At 42.6% G+C, this 20,498-nt stretch carries 17 protein-coding genes, 1 rRNA gene and 1 riboswitch; of the genes, 7 read left to right on the top strand and 11 right to left on the bottom strand.

Going from position 1 to position 20,498, the window contains the following annotated elements; translation table 11 throughout:
- A 16S ribosomal RNA gene (locus tag ACWF5P_RS26725) occupies positions 1-67 on the bottom strand; the annotation flags it as partial.
- A 268-nt stretch (positions 68-335) separates the two neighbouring features.
- A complete protein-coding gene (locus ACWF5P_RS26720; RefSeq protein ID WP_101225974.1) occupies positions 336-1,211 on the bottom strand; it encodes a nucleotidyltransferase-like protein in 876 nt (291 codons plus the stop codon).
- 175 nt (positions 1,212-1,386) lie between these two features.
- On the opposite strand from ACWF5P_RS26720, the gene ACWF5P_RS26715 reads away from it, so the two are divergent.
- Entirely contained in the window at positions 1,387-1,740 is a 354-nt protein-coding gene (locus tag ACWF5P_RS26715; RefSeq protein WP_101225973.1) for a YgzB family protein, read from the top strand.
- A 100-nt stretch (positions 1,741-1,840) separates the two neighbouring features.
- Here ACWF5P_RS26715 and perR read toward each other — a convergent pair whose 3' ends face one another.
- The 5 genes from perR to ACWF5P_RS26690 all read right to left on the bottom strand — a co-directional run bounded on the left by perR (position 1,841) and on the right by ACWF5P_RS26690 (position 5,606).
- Positions 1,841-2,284, bottom strand: a complete 444-nt coding sequence (perR, locus tag ACWF5P_RS26710; protein ID WP_076371177.1) for a peroxide-responsive transcriptional repressor PerR — start codon at positions 2,282-2,284, stop codon at positions 1,841-1,843.
- Positions 2,285-2,440: 156 nt separating this feature from the next.
- Positions 2,441-3,385 carry a D-2-hydroxyacid dehydrogenase gene (locus ACWF5P_RS26705; RefSeq protein WP_402944820.1) on the bottom strand — a complete coding sequence of 315 codons (945 nt, stop codon included), beginning with the start codon at positions 3,383-3,385 and terminating at the stop codon, positions 2,441-2,443.
- A gap of 147 nt (positions 3,386-3,532) precedes the next feature.
- Entirely contained in the window at positions 3,533-4,642 is a 1,110-nt protein-coding gene (locus ACWF5P_RS26700; RefSeq protein WP_434167892.1) for an aminopeptidase, read from the bottom strand.
- Between the two features lie 11 nt (positions 4,643-4,653).
- Entirely contained in the window at positions 4,654-5,124 is a 471-nt protein-coding gene (bcp, locus tag ACWF5P_RS26695) for a thioredoxin-dependent thiol peroxidase (RefSeq protein ID WP_402944826.1), read from the bottom strand.
- A 62-nt stretch (positions 5,125-5,186) separates the two neighbouring features.
- On the bottom strand, positions 5,187-5,606 hold the full coding sequence (locus ACWF5P_RS26690; RefSeq protein ID WP_101225970.1) for a potassium channel family protein: 420 nt from the start codon (positions 5,604-5,606) through the stop codon (positions 5,187-5,189).
- Between the two features lie 244 nt (positions 5,607-5,850).
- Positions 5,851-6,043: riboswitch (cobalamin riboswitch) on the top strand.
- Positions 6,044-6,189: 146 nt separating this feature from the next.
- On the opposite strand from ACWF5P_RS26690, the gene metE reads away from it, so the two are divergent.
- Entirely contained in the window at positions 6,190-8,496 is a 2,307-nt protein-coding gene (metE, locus tag ACWF5P_RS26685) for a 5-methyltetrahydropteroyltriglutamate--homocysteine S-methyltransferase (protein ID WP_452445520.1), read from the top strand.
- Entirely contained in the window at positions 8,493-8,969 is a 477-nt protein-coding gene (locus ACWF5P_RS26680) for a hotdog domain-containing protein (protein WP_434167895.1), read from the top strand. The genes metE and ACWF5P_RS26680 overlap by 4 nt, the downstream gene beginning before the upstream one ends.
- A gap of 42 nt (positions 8,970-9,011) precedes the next feature.
- Here ACWF5P_RS26680 and ACWF5P_RS26675 read toward each other — a convergent pair whose 3' ends face one another.
- From ACWF5P_RS26675 to ACWF5P_RS26665, 3 genes are read right to left on the bottom strand one after another with little or no spacing between them, the layout of a single operon-like run.
- Positions 9,012-9,797: an ABC transporter permease gene (locus ACWF5P_RS26675; RefSeq protein ID WP_101225968.1), complete on the bottom strand. Its 786-nt coding sequence runs from the start codon at positions 9,795-9,797 to the stop codon at positions 9,012-9,014.
- 4 nt (positions 9,798-9,801) lie between these two features.
- Entirely contained in the window at positions 9,802-10,593 is a 792-nt protein-coding gene (locus ACWF5P_RS26670) for an ABC transporter permease (protein ID WP_072272421.1), read from the bottom strand.
- 48 nt (positions 10,594-10,641) lie between these two features.
- Entirely contained in the window at positions 10,642-11,649 is a 1,008-nt protein-coding gene (locus ACWF5P_RS26665) for an ATP-binding cassette domain-containing protein (RefSeq protein ID WP_434167896.1), read from the bottom strand.
- Between the two features lie 151 nt (positions 11,650-11,800).
- Between ACWF5P_RS26665 and ACWF5P_RS26660 the strand changes: the two genes are divergently transcribed.
- The 4 genes from ACWF5P_RS26660 (at position 11,801) to ACWF5P_RS26645 (ending at position 19,766) form a co-directional block, all read left to right on the top strand.
- On the top strand, positions 11,801-12,127 hold the full coding sequence (locus tag ACWF5P_RS26660) for a hypothetical protein (protein ID WP_434167897.1): 327 nt from the start codon (positions 11,801-11,803) through the stop codon (positions 12,125-12,127).
- A gap of 128 nt (positions 12,128-12,255) precedes the next feature.
- Entirely contained in the window at positions 12,256-13,545 is a 1,290-nt protein-coding gene (locus ACWF5P_RS26655) for a glutamate-1-semialdehyde 2,1-aminomutase (RefSeq protein ID WP_350300256.1), read from the top strand.
- Between the two features lie 339 nt (positions 13,546-13,884).
- The gene (locus ACWF5P_RS26650) at positions 13,885-18,357 is read left to right on the top strand and encodes a glutamate synthase-related protein (protein WP_434167898.1); all 4,473 of its coding nucleotides are present in this window, start codon (positions 13,885-13,887) and stop codon (positions 18,355-18,357) included.
- Positions 18,358-18,674: 317 nt separating this feature from the next.
- Positions 18,675-19,766, top strand: coding sequence for an FUSC family protein (locus ACWF5P_RS26645; RefSeq protein ID WP_230178792.1), 1,092 nt, complete (start codon positions 18,675-18,677; stop codon positions 19,764-19,766).
- 57 nt (positions 19,767-19,823) lie between these two features.
- Here the strand turns inward: ACWF5P_RS26645 and ACWF5P_RS26640 are convergent, their stop codons facing one another.
- Entirely contained in the window at positions 19,824-20,282 is a 459-nt protein-coding gene (locus ACWF5P_RS26640) for a MarR family winged helix-turn-helix transcriptional regulator (protein ID WP_082196714.1), read from the bottom strand.
- Between the last annotated feature and the right edge of the window lie 216 nt (positions 20,283-20,498).

Raw genomic sequence — 20,498 nt, 5'->3', positions numbered from 1 at the left:
GCTCGACTTGCATGTATTAGGCACGCCGCCAGCGTTCGTCCTGAGCCAGGATCAAACTCTCCGAAGAAATGTTTGACTTGCTCATTTGCTTTTTTAATAGTGTGTGCTCACTTAAAATTTAACGTTGGCGCTTTGTTTTGTTCAGTTTTCAAAGAGCAATTTCGTTGTCGTTTACTTCGTAAGCGACTTTTACATCTTACCATGTCTCCAACATTGTTGTCAACATGTTTTTTTATTTTTTTGTTTTGATGAAGCTGCGAAAGCTGATGTCCCGCAGCGACATGTATTAATATAACACCTATATTACTATTGGTCAACAATAAAAATGCATTTTTTTAAAAGTTTTTTGATACCCGATAAAACCGGTGATATACCTCGTGACCTTTTGTCTCCGCCTTGATGACGTCGATAACCTTCTTCTCTATCAAATATTCCAATAAAACACCCAGGTCGACTGAATAAAACTTAACTTCCGGATGCTCCATAAGCTCCGCAATCGTCCACGGATCTTCTTTCGTCCCCATTATTTCGATCAAATGCTGTGAACCTGCATTCGTCCTCGAATAAATAAGAAATTCGCTCGCAAGGAAAAGAAGCTCCAATCTTTTTTCGAGTGTTTCCTCGCTGCTGATCAATTCTTTATATAACTTATAGATCTCAGGTTCCATATGCTTCACTTGGTTCCAGACCGTAACCTCCGGATAAAAACCTTGTTCTATTATTTCCAAACGGGCCAAGTGATGCAAGGAATGAACGATATGGTTGTATGCCTCCAGATAATGGCCTTTTTCAAAGAAGCTTTTCCCATCCATGTACCTGCGAATTAACTTCGCAAACTCCATCCCCATCTTTAACTTCCTTCCATAGAAGGGGAACTCCCGGATTTCTGTTTTCAAACGGTCCAAATATTCATTCCGGTCAAAAAGAACCTTCCCGTTATATATCCAGTCAACCACTTTGCGGTTCGTACCTAATAGAAGCCATTCTTTTAACTGGTCTTCCTGTACGATATGCAAGGCTGCCTTTTTATCCCGGTAAGTGTAATGCTTTAAAAACACGGCCTCTTCGGCTTCGTCTGCAATCACAAAAAGGATGTAGTCAAATGTATCGGTAATCGGGCTATTATCATCCCTTTTTTCTATTAACAAGATTCCAAGTGTAGATTTTAAACTTGCTCGCTCTTGATAAATCGGGCGAAGGATATCTTCCATCATAAATTCCTCCAAAACCTTTTTTTTTAGACTTTCGACAAAACTCTTCAAATTCCTGCTTATCTCCCTTACCCCAAACCATCTCAATTCAAAAGTAATATGTATCCTTTATTTCTTTTTTGTTCCATCCGCTGTTTATGTTATAGTTAAAGTTATATTTTAGGAGGGACAATCCATGGCTAAATATTCTAGCAAAATCAATAAAATACGCACTTTTGCTTTGAGTTTGATTTTCATTGGCTTCATCGTAATGTACCTTGGGCTTTTCTTCAAAACGCATCCTGTTGTCATGACGATTTTCATGGGGCTGGGCCTTTTATTCATAATCGCAAGTACAGGGGTTTATTTTTGGATTGGAATGCTTTCCACAAAATCGATCCAGGTTGTCTGTCCTAACTGCGGCAAACCTACAAAAATACTAGGGCGTGTAGATATTTGCATGCATTGTGAAGAACCATTGACACTTGACAAAAAGTTGGAAGGCGAAGAATTCAACGAAAAATATAACCGGAAAAGCCTGCATGACTAAAGGAATTCGGCTAGCTGAATTCCCTTTAAAGAAGTCTATAACAATTGTATCATTTCTTCATAACATTAAAAAAAGTTCCAACCAAGTGGAGGAACTTTTTTTAATGCGATTCTTTTTTCGCACAATCCGTACAGTCGCCGTAGATTTCCATCCGATGGTGACTAACATTGAAACCGGTGACTTGTGCTGCGAAATGCTCGACTTCATCCAATGCAGGATAATCGAAATCCACAATTTTCCCGCAAGTTTGGCAAATTACATGATAATGATTCGTCGTCACAAAATCAAACCTTGCCGAAGAATCACCATACGTAAGTTCTTTCACCAAACCTACCTCACGGAACACACGCAGGTTGTTATAAACCGTTGCCACACTCATATTCGGAAACTTGCCTTCCAGCGCTTTATATATATCATCAGCGGTAGGGTGGGACATGGAGCTTATCAAATACTCAAGTATCGCATGGCGTTGAGGAGTTATTCTTACACCGGTATCTTTTAAGGAATCCAACGCTTCTTTTAACTGAACTTCAGACACCGTCATCCACCTCTTTTTCTCATTAAGTATGCATTCTTAAATTATAATGTTTATAAATAGTGTACCTTTTATGCGTTGAATTTGTCAATAATTCAATGGCTTAACCATTCTTTTTTAGTTTATTCATCAGCACATTGAATCTTTCCCATTTTTGCATTGAGTTTAGTATCCCCTGGATAAGTCGATTACATTGGTGAAGTCTTTTCCAGCTTTCAGGTATTCACGCATATTTTTTTCGAATATGGCAAAGGTTCTTGGTAAATATTCTCCGCTTTTACTTGAAAGATGCGGAGTGACTGTAACATTCTCCATCCTCCAAAACGGATGCCCTTTTCCTAAAGGTTCCGGATCAAATACATCCAAGATGGCATGAGATAATTCCCCAGCATCCAGTGCTTCGATCAACATTTCATCGTTAATCAGGTCACCGCGGCCAATATTCACGAATACTGCAGTTTCTTTCATTGCTTCAAAGTGTTCTTTTTGCAGAAGGCCCTTCGTTTCATCCGTACTTGGCAGGACGGATACGATATAATCGGCTCCCGGTATGGCTTCCAATAAATTATCCAGGGCATAAAGGTGATCGATGGATTCCACTGGCTTCCCGCTCCGGTTCACTCCTATCGTCTTCATCCGAAAAGCTTTCCCAAGACGAGCCACTTCCCCTCCGATTGCACCCACGCCAATAACGAGCATCGTCTTGCCGTTCAATTCCCCTACTTCAATCTTTCTATCCCACAGTTCTTCCTTTTCATTCTTCATAAGCAGTTTCAATTTCTTTTCATATTGCAAAAGCATCCCTATCGTATACTCTGCCATCGGTATTTTATGAATGCCTCTAGCATTCGTCACCAGAATGCCCCTTTCCTCTATGGCTTTAAATGGCATTAATTCCATCCCTGCACTCATGACCATGATCCATTTCAAGTTCGTGGCTTTCCCAATGATTTCTTCAGTTAAGTCTTCACCATATGTAATTAAGATTTCAGCTTCACGAAGCGGCCCATCCGTCCATCCTTTTTGATAAATGAAGCTCAAGTCAGGAAAAGCTTCCGTCATCTTCTTTTGGATGCCTTCATTCGGAATGACAGTTGAAAGTATTAACATGTTTATCTCTCCCTTTAATTAACATAAAAAAACACGGGCTCTATGTGTCCCGCGCAACTTTCTCTGAGGAGGTATTCCCTTAATAAAGCATATTCAGGTGTCCCCTTTTTGAGTTGGACAAAAGCCTTAGCCTTATTAAAAAAGGCTTTATTTTAAGGAATTTGGGTTTAATGCATCTAATTCCGGCAAAATGAAAACGCCATCCCTTCTTATCAGGACGTCGTCAAAGAAGATGTCACCACCCCCATATTCGGGACGCTGGATCAACACCATATCCCAATGAATCGATGATCGGTTTCCATTATCCGCTTCTTCATAGGCAAGTCCAAGAGCCAAGTGCAGACTTCCGCTTATTTTCTCATCGAACAAGATATCGTCCATAGGTTCCAATATGTATGGATTGATCCCAATTGCGAACTCCCCGATAAACCGGGACCCTTCATCAATATTCAGAATTTGGTTCATTTCAGAGTCACGATTGGAAGTAGCTTTAATGATTTTTCCCTTTTCCAAGTTTAATTCTATGTCACTAAAGGTGAATCCTTCATAGGTTGTTGGTGTGTTGAAGGATATCCTACCATTGAGACTATCTTTTATGGGTGCCGTAAACACTTCCCCATCAGGTAAATTCTTTTTTCCGGCACATATGACGGCCGGCATACCTTTGATGGAAAAGGTCAAATCTGTTCCTGGCGAAACGATCCTGACTATGTCAGTTCGTTCCATCAATTGTTTTAAAGGTTTCAAGGCCGTCTCCATTTTCCCGTAATCCATGTTGCATACATTCAAAAGAAAATCTTCGTACCTGTCGAAGGTCATGCCGGCTTTTTGCGCTGATGCGTTGGTGGGATAATTAAGCAAGACCCAACGTCGGTTGTTTACATAGAAAAGAGTGGGGGAATTCATAGCCTCCCCCTGAAGACGGTGCCTCTCGATGGGAACATCGGTCATTTCCACATCGTTTTCTTCCCCGGTGATGATGATTACCGCATCGATATCCTTATATTTCTTCAAGGCCCATTGCGAAGAGGTGTCAAGTTGTTCCTTTACATTCCCTTGTAACAGGTGGCGGCTTATTTCATCGTCTTCGAGTTCTACATATGGATAAGCACCCACTCTGTATATTTCATCAATCAGCTCTTTCAATAATGGTTTCGTATTGATATTCCCCCGTATGAGGATTCTCTCTTTTGGCTGTAATTGTATCGAATGATGAATCAGCCTGGCTGCAAGCTTCGTTATTCGCTCATCCTTCATCTGCCTGTCCCTTATTTTTCGAGGTCGCGAAGAGTTTGAAGAGCTTCTTCGACATGGCCTTTGACCTTTACTTTACGCCATTCTTTGACTACCATACCAGCCTTATCAATCAGGAAAGTTGAACGTTCAATGCCCATATACTCCTTGCCGAAGTTCTTTTTCAATTGCCACACATCAAATGATTCAGCCGCTTCATGATTTTCATCAGCCAGCAGCAGAAAAGGCAATCCATGTTTTTCGATGAATTTTTCATGACGTGCAGCTGGGTCTGGGCTGATTCCAATGATGACCGCGTTCAATTCCTCAAATTGCTCATTATGGTCCCGGAAATCACAGGCCTCCGTCGTGCAACCTGGCGTCATGTCTTTTGGATAAAAATATAAAACAATATATTTCCCCTTAAAATCCGATAGGGACACCATTTCACCATTGTTTGCAGGGAGCTTGAAATCAGGTGCTTTTTCTCCAATTTTAACAGTCATATTGAACCCTCCATTTCTTTCATTATGGTAAGAGTACCCAATAATCGAAAGAAACACAACTTTCATTTATCCTTCCTATCTTTGTGCTCCAAATCGATCACCGTCCGGATCACGAACGCTGCCGGCAGTGTATAACCGATGAAAGCCTGAATCGTAGCTATCATCCTGCCCATTCCAATCGGGGCTATATCTCCATACCCTACAGAAAACATCGTCATCGCACTAAAATAAAAAGAAGTCTTCAACTGTTCATAGAAAGTGCCATCCAATCGATTGCCCATATCAAGAATCACCGAATGATTCTGAAGTTCGTATAATAAATAAATCAGTGCAAATCCAACTAATATCGTCGCATATAAATTGCCAAGCCACAGCATATCCTCCAGAGAAAACTTCTTTCCTCCCGACTCGACAAGAAATAACGTACGAATGCTCATCACCATGCAAAAAATGATTCCTGCAATCAAGATGTAGAAAGTCATCCCCCACGCCCCATTTCAAAACGCCACTTCCTCTATACATACTCCCTGTCCAAACAATATATTCTTTTTTAGGAACAGACCTCATCCTTATCACCCACACACCTTATAACCGGATACTTTTCCTGAATCGTTTTTCCATGTTGACCCTTTTGGTCGGATATGTTAAGATTGTCTAAATTTTTATAATAGTTTTTATTTTATAAATTTTTAACCTGCAAACAGTTATCAAGGCAGGTTTTGTCAAATTTCATATGTGGAAATAGGTTCCTAGTTTTTAATTAGGATTAAAAGGGAAGTCCGGTGTAATTCCGGGACGGTCCCGCCACTGTAATGGGAGTGTTAGCGCCATCCAATATGCCACTGATCAACGGATCGGGAAGGCCCGCCGCTAATGTTAATCCCTAAGTCAGGAGACCTGCCTATTTCGACAACACTGTTTTAACCTACGGGAGATAGGGAGGTGTTAGGGACCTTATAATTGTAAGGGGCATTTTGCATGCCTCTTTATTTTAAGCATTTCTAACCATCTCTTTTGACGGTTAGGAATGCTTTTTTTATTGCTCAATTAAATGAATATAGGAGGATGGGAATATTGAAAAGCAGTAGTTTGGGTTACCCTCGAATCGGGGAAGATCGTGAATGGAAACGTACATTGGAAGCTTACTGGTCCGGTAAAATCGATGAAGCAGAATTTACGGCACAACTAAAAGCCATCCGTTTAGGCAACTTACAAAAACAGAAGAAACGAGGCATTGATATCATTCCTGTCAACGACTTCACTTTCTATGATCAAATGCTCGATATGTCCGTAATGTTCGGTCTTGTTCCTGAACGTTATTCAGCCTATGAAAGCGGAAGCGTTCCCCTTTCCGTTTATTATTCAATGGCTCGCGGAAACAATGATGAAGTCGCTTCCGAAATGACGAAATGGTTCAATACGAACTATCACTATATTGTCCCTGAATTAAAGGTGCCACAGCTGACGTTAACGGAAAATAAACCACTTGCAGCATATCGGGAAGCCAAGGAAAAGCTAGGAATTGAAACAAAGCCCGTGTTGATCGGTCCTTATACTTTCATCTCCCTTTCCAAAGGCTTCAAAAAACAAGATATCCCTGGCATCATCCTGAGCCTGCTTCCCCTATACACGCAAATCCTCCGGGAGTTGGAGCAAGAAGGCGTGAAGTGGGTTCAAATGGACGAACCTTCACTTGTTTCATCGATTTCCAAAGAAGATATGCAAACTGTTACTTACCTCTATGAAAAACTGAATGAAGCAGCACCAAACCTGAACATCATGCTACAAACATACTTTGATGCCGTGGAACATTACCAGGAAGTCATCGAATTACAAGTCCAAGGAATCGGTCTTGATTTTGTACATGACAAAGGGAGGAATCTAAGCAACCTGGAAGCATTCGGCTTTCCGAAGGACAAAGTGCTTGCTGCAGGTTTGATTGACGGAAAAAACATTTGGCTTTCTGATTTATCGAAAAAAATCCAATTGATCGAGACTCTTAAGACAATGGTAGCCGAAGACCGAATCTGGCTTCAGCCCTCTTGTTCCTTGCTTCATGTCCCGGTGACCGTTCGTAATGAAACCGCCCTATCAAACGAAGTGAAAGAGGCCCTTGCTTTCGCTGATGAGAAACTCGAGGAAATCACACTCTTGGTCAAAGGGAATAATCAAGGCTTTGAAGCAATCGCCGAGAAAGTCGATGCAAATAAATTCACGCTTCAAACGTTAGCAAGTTCAAATGCCCGGAATCACGGAACTGTAAAATCCAATGTCGAAAAGGTTAAAACCAGGACCGCCGGCCGTCAGCTTCCATTTAAAGAGCGTTACCAAAAACAACAGGCATTTTTCAAATTGCCTTTTCTTCCTTCGACTACGATCGGCAGCTTTCCGCAGACATTTGATGTTAAACAAGCACGCGGGAAATTCAAAAGAGGAGAATGGACCGCTTCGCAATATGAAACATTCGTTAACGAAGAAATCGGCAGGTGGATCGAAATCCAAGAAGAAATCGGTTTGGATGTCCTTGTTCATGGGGAATTCGAACGAACGGATATGGTTGAATACTTCGGCCATAAGTTAGGTGGATTCGTCTTTTTAGAAAAGGGGTGGGTACAATCCTATGGATCCCGCTGTGTGAAACCGCCAGTCATCTACGGCGACATCCATTTCATCGAACCGATGACAGTCAGGAAAAGTGTATACGCACAATCACTGACGAAGAAGACGGTAAAGGGAATGCTTACAGGTCCTGTTACGATTTTGAACTGGTCATTTGTCCGTGATGATATTTCCAGGGAGAATGTATGCTATCAGCTGGCACTCGCTTTGGAAAAAGAAGTCATTGCATTGGAATCCGCTGGAATCAAAATGATTCAGGTCGATGAGCCTGCACTTAGAGAAGGTCTGCCATTGAAAAAAAGCGATCGCGACGAATATTTGAACTGGGCTGTGAATTCGTTCTTGATATCGACATCAAGCGTGGAGGATACAACCCAAATTCATACGCATATGTGCTATTGCGACTTCAACAGTTTCATGGATGTCATCTCCTCCCTCGACGCCGATGTAATTTCCATCGAAACATCCCGCAGTCATGGGGAGCTTGCTTCCGCATTCGAGGAAAAAACATATGAAAAAGGTATTGGTCTAGGTGTGTATGACATTCACAGCCCGCGTGTGCCGGCAGTGGAAGAAATGGTCGATATGATCGAACGTGGGATCAAGGTATTGGATAAAGACCAGTTTTGGATCAATCCTGACTGCGGACTGAAAACAAGGGGTATCCCGGAAACCGTCGCATCCCTGAAAAACATGGTCGAAGCAGCAAAAATCGTCCGTGAAAACCTGTTAGCTAAACCAACCGGCAAATGATTGAAAAGCAAGTTGCCCACCCAACACAGCAGTCACGGACTTTTTTAACCGACCTTGTTTTTCCACCGGATACAAATCATCACAATACCATCTTTGGCGGAAAAGTAATGGCCTATGTTGATAAAATAGCCTGCATTTCAGCTATGCGCCATTGTCGAAAACCCGTTGTGACTGCTTCAAGCGACTCTTTTGATTTTTTGGCCCCCATCAAGACGGGGGATGCGATCAACCTTGAAGCTTATGTCACCTGTGCCCATCGCACATCAATGGAGGTATTCGTGAAAGTGGAGCGCGAAAACCTATTAACAGGTGAGAAACAGCTTACGGCCCGTGCTTTTTTAACGATGCTGGCCATTGATGAAGGCGGTAAGCCGACAAACGTACCACAGGTCATTCCGGAAACCGAAGTGGAAAAGCAGCTATATGTTCAAGCACAAGCAAGATATATTGAAAGAAAGAATAAACGCAAATAAACAAAAACCCCTTCAACATGAATGCTGTTGAAGGGGTTTCTTTCAGTTCCCTGCACCGCGGTACCTCTTCACTCCCTGATTCCATATGAATACGGATATCATGAAAAAGGCTACCCCAATTACAGGTGTGGCAAATGCATATGCATACCACTCTTCTTTTCTAAGGAAATAAGATGCCGGATAGACACCAACAAACGCGAATGGCAGCACCCATGTAAGGACAAAACGAATGACCTTATTATAAATATCAACAGGATAGCGCCCATAGTTCCCGATATTGTACATCATTGGCATGATGGATGTTTTCGCATCCGACCAGAAACCAATGCTTGCTATCGCAACGAATATGGCTGCATAAGCAAGGGCCCCGCCTATTGCAAAAATGATGAAAAGAATCGGGTCATACCACGCAAGCTGCAGATCCAATGAAATCCCCGAATAGAATATAATGATCAAACCGGTCACAACACCAAATAACGCTTCAAGCTCGATTCTTTCTAAAATGACTTGAAACAGGCTATGTATCGGTCTTGTTAATATCCGGTCCATTTCACCTTTGACGATATAGCGGTCATTAAAATCCCAGATGTTGAAAAAGGCTGAAAAAAGGGCGAATGGGATAAGGAAAAATCCATAAATGAATATGATTTCTTCACGGCTCCAGCCGCTTAAAAATTGGGTATGTCCAAAAACGACTAAGATAAATACCAGATTCACGACCTGATTCAGCAGGTCAGATAGGATTTCCATGAAGAAATCGGCTCTATATTGCAGTCTTGTTTTCATATATTGACTCACATATTGAAAAAACATCGATACATAAAACATCCCGTCAACCTCCTTGAATAATCAGCTGTTTTTTTGCGACTATCCATAAAAGCTGAATCGGTATTATGAGAATGATGCACCAAATTAACTGCTGTAAAAGCGCCATGCCAATTTCGCCTGAACTGTACCCGTTCGTAAATATCATGCTTGGTACATAGCTGATCCCTTGAAAGGGTAAATATTTCATCACTTCCTGCGCCCATATAGGATAGAAACTGATGGGCAGCAGCAGGCCGGAAAATAAATCAATGATAACCCTTTTAGCGCGAATTAATCCGGCATTATTATATAAGAAAAAGGTAGTGATTCCCGTCAATAAGTTAATTTGTGTATTGATGATGAAGCTGAACAGCAAGGAAATGCCGAACATCCCCCACGTAGCCGGCTCGTGCGGCAATTCGATAGGAAAAATGAAAGCTACCAGCAGCATCCCCGGAATTGAGAAGAAGAAGAAACGGAATATCCCTTCCCCAAGTCCTTGCATCGTTTTCATGCCTAAATAGTTATAAGGCCGGATCATCTCAATGGCAACCTTGCCGTCTTTAATCTCAGTTGCGATTTCGCGGTCAATATTATTGAAATAAAAAGCGCGCGCCATCCATGCAACCGCGACATAGGTTGTCATCTGCATGCTTGAAAGTCCTTCGATGGAGCTTTTTTCTCCATATATCGCATTCCATAAGAAATAATAAGCACCGATATTAATGCTATAAATTAAAATGCCGGTATAATAATCCGTTCGATACGCAAGCATCATTAAAAAACGCATGCGGATCATGGCAAGATACTTCCCCATGGCCCTCCCCCTTCTTGATAGACACGTTGTTTCTTATTGATAAGAGAGTCAGACAGTGCCTTCTTCGTAAATATTGCGAACGATCTCTTCAATGGACGTTTCATGGATTTTGATGTCTTTTATTTTAAAATGAGATACGACAGCTGAAACAAGCTGTGAAATATGATCACTTTCTTCTTTCAACAAGGCAATGTAAGTTTGATTTTTCTCATCATAAACCCAGTTAGCGGTAAATGGGAGCGCTAATGATCGTAATTCCTTCAATGCGATCGGCTCGATGAATTGAAAATGAATCTGTTTTTCCTCAGCCCAGTTATCTTTCAAACTCTGCAATTCCCCATCATAGATGATTTGTCCTTCATCAAGCATGATTACACGCTCACATAATGCTTCAATGTCTCCTAGATCATGTGTAGTCAAAAGGATTGTCGTATTATATTTCTCATTGATTTCTTTCAGGAACTCACGAATCTTCATTTTCACGAGCACATCAAGTCCAATTGTCGGCTCATCCAGGAACAGCAAAGGCGGATTGTGGATCAAAGCTGCCGCAAGCTCACAGCGCATTCGCTGACCAAGCGAGAGTTTACGCACTGGTTTGTCCAGCAAAGGACCGATATCAAGCGTCTTGATGACATGTTCCATATGATCGTTATATTGTTCATCCGTTACCTTATAGACCTTTTTTAACAGCCTAAACGATTCTTGAACCGCAATATCCCACCAAAGCTGTGAGCGCTGACCGAATACGACTCCGATTGTCTGGGTGAACTTTTCCCTTTCTTCATGCGGATTCATGCCATTGACCGTGATTTCACCTGCTGTCGGTTCCAAAATACCTGTCAGCATTTTGATCGTGGTCGATTTCCCTGCACCATTTTCCCCGATATAAGCTACCATCTCACCCTTTTTTACAGTAAAATTGATATCATTGACGGCAGGGACGACCTTATAATTTCTGGTAAGTAAATCCCGGAAGGCACCCTTTAGCCCTGAACGGCTTGATGCCGACTTAAATTCCTTCCGAAGCTGTTTCACTTGAATTGCATCACTCATCCTGTTACATCCTCCGTAATCTCTTGTCCTAATGAATTAGTTTATCCAAACCAACCTTTTTAGACAATAAAAATGCTTGGATGCCATATACCATTTTCAGGGAGGAAATGGCCGTTGTACCAGATACTTATATAAAGGAGACGAGTATGCTATGAATATCAAAAAATTATTACTATCCCAAATTGAAAAAGTCGTTTTCGACCTTCGATATGACTTCCTTTATGAAGATGAGTACGGTGAATTATTATGCCAGGTCATCCAAAGGGATTCCAGCGGGTCCATCGAAAGCACACCCATCAGTTTCCACCTCCTCATTAATGAAGAGAAAGGGACCGGCCAGCTAATCTATTACCAAGCCCAGGGCGAAATGAACCGCCAATCCTTCGACATCGAAAACCCTGACACCATCTTGGCCATTCTTACTTTCATAACAGGAGTTTTGAAATCCCCCCAAAAAAATGTTGGCCCGGAATCCTGATTCTTCTGGGGGTGCTGCGTTTCCACCAGGGTACGAATCACATTTCCTAGCCTTCCACCCCAGATTTCCAGAGAGAAAAGTGCTATGATTAAGGGGAAATATGTTTATATTTTTAGGAGGTTTTAAGATTGGATTTTAGTAATTCGGAGCTTTTACATAAAGAGGCATTGGAACATATCGTTGGCGGGGTTAACAGCCCATCCCGTTCCTACAAAGCTGTAGGCGGCGGTTCACCTGTTGCGATGGATCATGCCAAAGGTGCTTATTTCTGGGATGTTGATGGCAATAAATATATCGATTACTTAGCTGCATATGGCCCGATCATCACAGGTCATGCGCATCCACATATTACGGAGGCGATCGTTAAAGCAGCAGAAACGGGCGTTTTATACGGCACACCGACCAAACATGAAGTCAAATTTGCCAAAATGTTGAAAGAAGCCATACCATCCATGGATAAAGTCCGCTTCACCAATTCAGGAACCGAGTCCGTCATGTCCACCATCCGCGTTGCCCGCGCTTACACAGGACGCGATAAGATCATTAAGTTTGCAGGCTGTTACCATGGACATTCCGACCTTGTTCTCGTCGCTGCAGGCTCTGGCCCGTCCACTTTAGGAACACCGGACTCTGCCGGCGTTCCCAAAAGCATCGCACAAGAAGTCATCACGGTACCTTTCAATGATATTGAGCCATTTAAAGAAGCACTGGATAAATGGGGTAATGAAATTGCTGGCGTGCTGGTTGAACCGATCGTCGGCAACTTCGGAATCGTGGAGCCAAGCCCCGGCTTTTTGGAAGAAGTCATTTCATTATCTCACGAAGCCGGATCACTAGTCATTTTCGACGAGGTCATCACAGCGTTCCGCTTCATGTACGGAGGGGCACAGGACTTTTTGGGAATTCAACCCGATTTGACCGCGCTTGGTAAAATCATCGGGGGCGGGCTTCCTATTGGTGCCTATGGCGGTAAAAAAGAGATCATGGATTCTGTCGCACCGCTGGGACCGGCCTATCAAGCGGGTACGATGGCAGGAAATCCGGCTTCCATGCTTTCCGGGATAGCTTGCTTAGAAGTACTTAAAGAAGAGGGGCTGTATGACGAGCTGGACCGGCTGGGGAAAATCCTTGAAGAAGGTATCCTGAAAGCAGCCCGCCAATATAATGTACCGATCACCATCAACCGCCTTAAAGGGGCGTTGACGATCTATTTCACGACAGAAAAAATTGAAAACTATGAGCAGGCGGAAAATACGGATGGCGAAATGTTCGCTAAGTTCTTCAAACTCATGCTAAACCAGGGAATCAATTTGGCACCTTCCAAATACGAAGCCTGGTTCTTGACGATTGCTCACACGGATGATGATATCGCTTATACTCTAAAAGCGGTTGAACATGCATTCAAAAACCTAATATAATAAATCGAATCAGCATAATTATGCATTTTTTATACACCCTCAGGATGTACATCAATCTTGAGGGTTTCTTATTTCCCTGTAACAAATCTTTAATATTGGCATTTGAAGCCACTCCACACAAAAATCTCGCCAATCACAGCATCCAGTCCATTGTATAAAAAATTGATTTCTGAATATTTAAATGATATGATATGGATACATTTATATACATTTATACACTTTCTTTCAATCTATCAAAACTTGGACTATTGTTCGGGTTTACTAATATTTCCCCCATTAAACACATGCTACAGGAGGTGAAAGGCAGCGAATAAGGGTAACCTTATTCAAGCCACATATATGACCCAACAATGGACACCTGCTACATTCAAAGAATTTCACAAGGAAGAACATGATGCCTGCGGTATCGTTTCCTGCATCGAAAAAAAGAAGATCCCTACTAACGAAAACATCTTTGCCTGTATCGACGCCCTGGTTAAAATGAACCATCGCTGCGGCTTCATCAATGGTGAGGGCGATGGCGCCGGCATCCATATCGATATTCCCCGTGCTCTTTGGAAAAAGAAGCTTGAAGCGGTAAATGTCGATTCAAGCATCGTCGATCAAGATACCTTCATTGTCGGCCATTTATTTTTAAGTAAAAAAACAGAAGCTAACGACTTAAAAATCGAAGTCAAGGAGAAACTGCTCCAGCATGGTCTCTCATTGATATTCGAAACGGATAAAGCCTACCATTCCGAGGCATTGGGACCGATTGCCATTCAAGAAGACCCAGTGTTCTGGCAATTTGCCTGTTCCTCCACCATCAATAACAACCAGGAGCTTTCAAATGTTCTTTTTGAGCTGACTTCCGACATCGAAAAAAGTGATTTCATCCATGTTGCATCTTTAAGCCAGCATCATGCGGTATACAAAGTGATGGGTGCTGGAGATACGCTCCCTGCCTATTATCTTGATCTTGCCGACCCTTTGGCTGCCTCCACCATGACACTGGGGCATAATCGTTTTTCAACTAATACTCTATCAAGCTTCTTCCGGGTCCAGCCTTTCAGTGTACTTGGACATAATGGCGAAATCAATACCATCGCCAAATTGCGTGATGAAGCAAAAATGATCGGAGTTCCCATCGCTAAAGATGGAAGCGACTCACAGGATTTAAACAAAACGATCGAAACTTTCATCTGCCGTCATGGCTACTCTTTATTTGAAGCTGTCGATCTTATGTTCCCGCCAATCATCAATGAAATCAAGGAATATCCCGAGCACTTACAAGACTTATATACGTATTTAAGGGAAGCATGGGGTCATTTTGCACAAGGTCCGGCAGGCATCATCTCCCGTTTCGGCGATGAAGCCGTGTTCTCAGTCGACTCTTTAGGCTTGCGCCCACTATGGAATATTGAAACGGAATCATCTTATATGTTCACTTCCGAACCAGGAATCATCCCTTCCAGTGAATATACCGGAGATCCGAAACCGATGGGGCCAGGGGAAAAAATCGGTTTGAAATGGAACGGCGACAGCATTGAATTGTACACATACAAGGATTACCAGGATAAAGTATTTGAACTCTTCAATAATCGTTTCGTCCTTTCCAATGACCGAGTTCGCTTACAGCAACAAGTGTTTGAAAAGGTTGTCTCCATGACAAATACGCAAGCCATTCATAATGGTCAGTATAAAGCCTTTGGGTGGGAAAGGGAGCATGTCCAATTAGTGGAACAGATGGCCGAAAAAGGTGCTGAGCCCATTCGTTCACTTGGTCATGATGCGCCACTCGCAGCACTTAATCCCCAACGGACCAACATTGCTGATTTCATTAAGGAAAGTGTGGCCGTTGTAACCAACCCTGCGATCGACCGGGACCGGGAAACCGAGCACTTCTCAACAAGAACGATCATCGGAAAACGTCCTTCCCTTTTCGAAGCGAATAAGGCAGGAAAGGTTACGGAGCTGCTGACTCCCTTATTGATTGAAGGGTCAACGGGTTATGAGTGTTCATCTATCGTATCGCAGCCAAGCTATGATCAGTTCATTAAATATAACCAAGATCAAAAACTCGTACACTTCATTTCAAGCACGTTCAAAGAGGATGAAAACATCACGGATGCCTTGACCAGGATTACGGATGAAAGTGTCACTGCAGTGGATGAAGGAAAAACGCTGCTCGTACTGGATGACGCCCTTGCCCATCAAAACGGCAACCTTTGGCTTGATCCCCACCTTGTCACCTCAGCCGTCGATCAAGCGTTGGTCCGTACAGGCAAGCGCCGTGATTGTTCCATACTTTTACGTTCAGCATCGCTAAGGTCACTGCATGATATCATCGTTTCTTATGGTCTTGGGGCCAACTTAATCAGCCCCTATTATATGTTCCTTTCCTTATCTTCGGATGACCTCAAGGGGGTTAGCAATCTATATAACTCCTTGACGAAAGGTCTTGAGAAAGTTATCTCCACCATTGGCATTCATGAGCTTCGCGGCTATGGAAGACTTTTCTCAAGCATCGGTTTACATGAGGAAATCGCGAAATATTTAAATGTGGCTAACTTCTTCGGATCCAATGATCTGGACTATAATTTTGATAAAATCAAGGCCGATGCCATCCAGCGTGCAGAAGATTACGGCAATGAAAAAGAACGGATGGGCAAAACCTTCCATTTGTTCCCAAGGATTTGGAAGTCTATCGGGGAAGTTGCTTCAACCGGGGACTATGATGCTTATCGCGAAAAGATCACCGAGCAGGAAGAATCCAATCCTACGACGATCCGCCACTTGACATCATTAAAAACTTCAGATGCTTCCATCCCTTCTGAAGAAGTCAGTCTTTCGGTCGGCGAACAGGAATTGCCGTTCGTCATTGCCTCCATGTCTTTTGGGTCACAAAATGAGATTGCTTTCCGGGCCTATGCAGAAGCTGCCGAGAGGTTAGGCATGATCAGCATGAATGGTGAAGGCGGGGAAATAAAGGATATGCTTGGCAAATACCCGAAATCGCGCGGACAGCAAATCGCTTCCGGCCGTTTCGGTGTCAATGCAGAACTATTGAACTCTTCAAATCTATTGGAAATTAAAATTGGGCAAGGGGCAAAACCTGGTGAAGGCGGTCACCTTCCAGGTTCCAAGGTCACAGCGAAAATCGCAGAAGCCCGAAATGCAACAATCGGTTCCGATTTGATCTCCCCTTCCAATAATCATGATATATACTCAATTGAAGATTTGGCCCAAATGATCCATGAGCTAAAAACGGCAAACGACAAAGCAAAAGTTGCCGTCAAAGTACCAGTCGTTCCTAACATTGGTACGATTGCTGTCGGCGTCGCAAAAGCGGGGGCAGATATCATAACGCTTTCCGGTTTTGATGGCGGAACGGGTGCTGCCAGGATCCATGCACTCGCGCATGTTGGCCTGCCAGTTGAGATAGGTGTGAAAGCGGCCCATAATGCACTGCTTGAGTCAGGTATCCGACAGAACGTTGAAATTTGGGCTGACGGTGGGTTAAAAAGCTCGATGGATGTATTGAAGGTAATGCTGCTTGGTGCAAACCGTGTAGGCTTTGGGACCCTTTCGATGATTGCCGTCGGCTGTACAACGTGCCGCGGATGTCACCTTGACACTTGCCATGTGGGCATCGCCACACAAATTGAATCGGAAGCACAGGCGAAAGAACACGGGCTGCGCCGTTTTGTTCCACGAAAATTTGATTTAGCCGTTCAGGGATTAACGAATATGTTCAATGCATTTGCAAAAGAACTCAAAGCTTTGACCGGATCACTCGGGGTGAAGAATCTTCAGGATATCGTCGGACGTTCTGATTTACTGCAGCAAGTTAAAGGACAACAATCATTGGATTTAACCTATTTATTGAAAAACTTGGATATAACACCGTTCTCACATAAGGAAACGGAGGCATATTTGAATGAAGGCTCCATGCAGGTGGCCGTTGGCGCTGAATATCTTGATTCGCATGTAGATGATCTGCAGCAATCCCGTAGCTATAGCTCAATCACTTCCGAGCAGCGTGTTCTCGGCAGCAGGGTGTCCTGTCACCGTGTTAGGGGCAGATTGGACGGATCATACAAAAAACTCCCCCCCGTTCACCTATCCTACCAGGATGGTTCCATCCCGGGTAATGGACTCGGGGCATACAATACGGAGGGAATTACAATCAGCGTGAATGGCGGTGCCCAGGATGGTATCGGCAAAACATCGATTGGCGGAAATATTTCCATCTTTAAATCTCCAGGAAAAGATGGAAAGTTCTACAATGGCTCTGTAGGCAAGGGGTTTGGATACGGTGCACAACACGGCCTTCTCATTGCCCAAGGTGATGCGGATGCCAGGGCGGGAATCCGGCTTTCCGGGGCGGATATGATCATTGGAGGATTATTGAAACAACCGCTTCCTAAAAAGGAAAACGGTAATATTGCGGTAACTTCCAATATTAAGGGATTCGCTTTTGAATATATGACAAATGGAAGAGGTTTGGTTCTGGGAGATCCCGGTCCATGGATTTGCGCAGGGATGACAGGCGGTGTCGTTTATTTACGGCAACAGCCTGAATCTGGATTAACCAAAGAGGTCATTAAGAAGCGGGTTGCGAAAGGGGCAAAGATTTCCATTGAGCCCCTATCCGCAAGAGGCCTGCAGGATGTGGCCGAACTTCTGGGCAAATACACAGCCCTATTGAAAGATCATGGCCAAACCGAAGAAGCGGCCTCTTTAGAGGCACTTCTTCAAAAGCCTGAAGAGCACTTCCTTCAGGTCGTTCCAGTTAAAGAACAGGCGGACCCTGCTGTTTCCACGGAGTGATGCCGAAAATATAAGAAAAGGCTGATGCTCGTTAATGCGAGCATCAGCCTTTTCTAGTCATATACCTCTGGAATGTCTTCAAACGATGGAAAAACAAACTTGAAAGCAATCAAGAAATTGCCTATCGTTTCTTTATATATTAAACTTGATTTTAGCTATTGTAACTCTTAGGAAAATCCTGTATATTACTTTTTGTTTACATCTTCTTATTTTAGTGTAAAGTACTAACAAATAAGTTAGAATACAACTTTAAGCAAAAGCCTATATATAAATAGAGCCACGATCCATTACAATACAAAGAAAGGATTAACCCATATATGAAGTTTGGTGCCCGCATTCTCAAAACAGGAATAGCAATCGTTTTAGCGCTTTATCTCTCGGAACTGCTTAACCTTCCTGCTCCTGTCCTTTCTGGGATTGCTGCAATTTTTGCAATACAGCCGACCATTTACCGTTCATATCAAACGGTGTTGGAGCAAATTCAAGGAAATATCATTGGCGCATTGGTTGCTGTCTCCTTCGTTTTGTTGTTCGGAAATGATATTTTTATGATCGGTCTTGCCGTAATGGTTGTCATAACCATCAATTTAAAATTGAAAATGGATAAAACGATCGTCCTTTCCATCGTGACGGTCATCGCCATCATGGAAAGCCAGGAAGGGGAATTCCTGAATTTTGCCTTTATTCGTCTCTCTTCCGTTTTGCTTGGAATCGTTTCTTCGTTTATCGTGAATCTTGTTTTCATTCCTCCAAAGTACGAAGCAAAGCTTTATACACGCATTACAGATGTAACCGAAGACATCTTGAAATGGATCAGGATCAGCACAAGACATGCTACAGAACATACTTTATTGAAAAAAGACATCAGCCGATTGAAGGCGGAGTTACTCGATCTGGAACATATCTATTCCATGTACAAAGAGGAACGGGAATATTTCAAGAAGAACAGTGTAGCTAAAGCAAGAAAGCTTGTCGTTTATCGGCAAATGATCATAACGACAAAAAAAGCGTTTGAAACCTTGAAGAGAATCCATAAGTTCGAGAATGAAGTATATCAAATGCCTGAAGATTTCCAACGGAGCATCTTACAGCAGCTTGATTCCTTGATCCGTAAGCATGAACAGTTGATATTACTGCATATCGAAAAAATCAAGTCAATCGAGGAGATTGAAGATTGGGACCAGGATTGTTTAAGTCGTAAAGAGCTGCTCGCCCATTTTTTCGAACAGCAGAATCAAGTGGACGAAATGCATGATAACCTAGGCCACCTCTCTGCCCGCCTTGTACCATTGATTTCTGCAGTCATAGAATATGACGAACAATTGGAACACCTTGAAAAGCTGATCGTCAGCTTCCAGTCCTTCCATAAGGAAGATAACGAAATATCTGTCCAGTATGAAGAAGATTAAAAAAAGACGGTTCCCGGGAACCGTCTTTTTTCGTCTCTATTTAGAGCATGACCTCATTCAATCATCCAAAAGGTTCTTATCAGCAGCCTTTTCAATCGTATCCAATTTCTTCAAAAGATCCTGCAACTCGTCTTCCGAGAATGAATTGAAGTTCTTGCCCATCAATTTGTTATGATCCGCAAGGACTCTCCCCAAAATCGCTTCCCCAGCCTCTTTCAATTCAAGGTTGATGACCCTGCGATCCTTATCAGAGGGCTGCCTTTTTACATAATCCATTTCGACCAACTTATCTACAAATACGGTAATCGCACTTGGCTTTACGGTTAAGAAGTCAGCCAGCTGAGTCGATTTGATCGACCCCTCTTTTTTCAATATCAATAATATGAAAAACTGAGGCGATGTTAATCCATAAGGCTGAAGATTTTTTGCTACGATGGCCCTAAGCTTCTTCCTAATCCGAAAAATCTGCATTTCTATACTATTAGTTACTTCCCATTTAAATTCCAGCCTTCTCACTCCTTATATAGGACAATCCTACCTCTTAAATTTAATTAAATGGCATTCCAATGTCAACTTTACTTTCCATATATCCTTAAAACTAAAAAAAATTCAAATTTTTACTATTTCTCTGTATTTATTTCCCACCATTTTTCCGAATAAATTACATGACAAAAAATAATTAAACTGGTAAACTCTTTACTTAATAATATTAATACTTATAAAAGTTAATAT

The sequence above is a fragment of the Peribacillus sp. NPDC055009 genome (genome assembly GCF_053608705.1).
This window is presented reverse-complemented; position numbering and strand designations above follow the sequence as displayed.